This is a genomic window from Paludibacter sp. 221 (genome assembly GCF_010501035.1).
Lineage (GTDB): Bacteria > Bacteroidota > Bacteroidia > Bacteroidales > Paludibacteraceae > QVMH01.
The window spans coordinates 1-2,915 of the sequence record NZ_QVMH01000087.1 but is presented as its reverse complement, the minus strand read 5'-3'; the positions used below and the strand labels follow the sequence as shown (position 1 = coordinate 2,915).

The window sequence follows — 2,915 nt, the reverse complement described above, 5'->3', positions numbered from 1 at the left end:
GAAAAAGAGAATTATCCTCTCTTTCAGGAATATAATTATTTTGAATGATTTTTGATTGGAAAACGGACAAACGTCCGAAAATAGAGCTGACAAACAACTCAGGAAGAGGCTTATAAGTCTCTCTCTCTCTCTCTCTCTCTCTCTCTCTCTCTCTCTCTCTCTAACATAATAATGCTACTTACAAACATTTTAACGTTTGCAAAAGCACTTTTTTGAGGGGTTATTTGCTGAGAGAAAGTCATATTGTATTAAAAAAGATAATAAGGACAAAAAGAATAAAAGATAAAGGACAAGACTTATAGCTTGTAGCTGATAACTTGTAGCTAACTAAATCATTCTTCACCTTTATCCGAAGAATGCAGATGCAAATGTAAAGGCTTTGATTTTTTGAGGCAAATATTTAACGAAATCAAGAAAATACCGAATACAACACATGATAAAAACGCAAACATATAATTATCAATCAGTTACCTCTACATTCTGAAAAAACAATATTTTCAATGAATTTTAAAAATCAAATATCCCATAAAACACTAATAATCAATAGATTATTTAATTCATTAAACATAAACATGTAGACCTTTTATAACATTACTATCCATAAAAAACAAATCAGGGTTTCACGCATAAATGAAACCCTGAACAAATTTTATGACTTGAAAATATAAAGTGTACTTATTCCGCCTTAGCCCGTTTCGAATCCCAAATGAAGTATCCTATCAACAAAGCATAAGCTAACAATCCGACCCATTCGGCTCCGGCACTTCCTGCCCAGGCCGAATTAACAAAGTTCAAACCGCCAAAGCGCATAGCCGCACTCACAACCCCCATCAATGCTCCACCGGCAATAAATCCGGAAGCAATAAGAGTACCCTTTTCCTGACGGACCTTGTTCAAAGCCTCATCTTTACTGCGCGTAGAAACAAACCAACTGATAGCACCACCTATAAGCAAAGGCACATTCAAATCCAGAGGAATAAACATCCCTAACGCAAAAGCCAAAGCCGGAACTTTGAAAAAAGTAAGTACCAAAGCCAGCACTGCGCCGATACCATAAAGCAGCCAGGGTGCTCCTGCCCCCATCATTAGCGGCTCGATAACGGCAGCCATAGCATTAGCCTGAGGGGCAACCAAAGCATGTTCTCCTGTAAAACCATATGTTTTGTTCAATATCATGATAACTCCACCTACCGTAACAGCCGAAACTAATGTACCAAGAAATTTCCATGTTTCTTGCTTAGCAGGAGTTGTTCCAATCCAGTATCCTATTTTCAGGTCGGTAATAAAGCCACCTGCCATGGAAAGAGCCGTACAAACCACTCCTCCCATAATAAGTGCCGCAACCATTCCCGCTGTACCGTTCAGCCCGACTGCTACCATCACAACCGATGCAAGAATGAGCGTCATTAAGGTCATTCCCGATACCGGATTTGTGCCTACAATAGCAATGGCATTAGCCGCAACTGTAGTAAACAGAAAAGCAATGATGGCTACTACCAATATACCTACAATAGCATACAACAGATTATTCACTACCCCAAAATAGAAAAAAATAAATGTAGCTATCAGAGCAAGGATAACGCCTATCGAAACTATCTTCATTGATATATCGCGCTGTGTGCGTTTCACTTCGGCACTTGCTTTTTGTCCGCCTTTTCCTTTCAGTTCTTTCGATGCCAATCCTACAGCACTCTTAATAATTCCCCACGAGCGTACAATACCAATGATACCTGCCATAGCAATACCACCAATACCTATATGACGTGCAAAACCGGTGAAAATAGTCTCCGGAGCCATATCTGCAATACCCCCTGCATAGGTCGGTATTAAAGTGTTGAGCAAACCATCGCCCAATAGCGGTAAAGCAGGAATAATAACAAACCAAACCAATGCCGAGCCGGCACATATAATGGCGGCATATTTCAGCCCTACAATATAACCAAGCCCAAGTACGGCAGCGCCTACATTTACTTTGAACAATACCTTCGCCTTATCGGCAATCACTGTTCCGAAAGGAAGAACACGCGAAGTGAAAGTCTCAGCCCATGTCCCGAAAGTAGCGATAAGAAAATCGTACAGACCTCCTATAATACCCGCTGTGATAAGCGGCTTAGCCTGGCTGCCACCTTTTTCGCCCGACACAAGTACCTGAGTGGTAGCTGTAGCTTCGGGAAATGGATATTTACCATGCATATCCGATACAAAGTATTTACGGAAAGGAATCAGGAACAAAATACCAAGCACACCTCCAAGCAGCGAGCTTAAAAATACCTGCATGAAACTTACGGTTATTTCTTCATATTTTTCCTGTAAGATATAAAGGGCAGGCAGTGTAAATATAGCCCCTGCTACAATCACTCCCGAACTGGAACCGATAGACTGTATAATAACATTCTCGCCCAGCGCATTTTTACGTTTCGATGCACTCGACAATCCTACTGCTATAATAGCAATAGGAATAGCAGCTTCGAATACTTGCCCTACTTTAAGCCCAAGATAAGCTGCCGCTGCCGAAAAGAGTACAGCCATCAACAGCCCCAGCGTTACCGAACGCACATTTACTTCGGGGTAATTACCATCCGGCGATAAAATGGGCTTATACTCCTCACCCGGTTTCAGCTCGCGCGACGCATTTTCGGGCAATCCCGTGATTTTTTCTTCTTCCGTTTTCATAATTATATTTCTGATTTAAAGATTCGCAATTTCTTACTTCAACACTTCGTTGTAAAATTAACTAAAACTATTGATTCTTAGTTTAATAAATAAAAAATAGTACGCTAAGACGCTAAGACGCCAAGAATCTACGAAAAAGAAAATGTACAGCATTTTTCTCTTTTGGGTTTGCGTCTTAGTTGAAAATTGACTAGTCCTAAAAAACCGTTACAGGTTTGATTAGACAAAAGTATTAATAATTT

At 40.3% G+C, this 2,915-nt stretch carries 1 protein-coding gene; it reads right to left on the bottom strand.

The window, feature by feature from the left end; translation table 11 throughout:
- Positions 1 to 675: 675 nt before the first annotated feature.
- The gene (locus D0T49_RS12755; protein WP_163632291.1) at positions 676 to 2,673 is read right to left on the bottom strand and encodes an OPT family oligopeptide transporter; all 1,998 of its coding nucleotides are present in this window, start codon (positions 2,671 to 2,673) and stop codon (positions 676 to 678) included.
- Between the last annotated feature and the right edge of the window lie 242 nt (positions 2,674 to 2,915).

Excerpts from the sequence above, each read along its gene's own strand:
- D0T49_RS12755 (WP_163632291.1), bottom strand. The coding sequence starts at position 2,673 with ATGAAAACGGAAGAAGAAAAAATCACGGGATTGCCCGAAAATGCGTCG.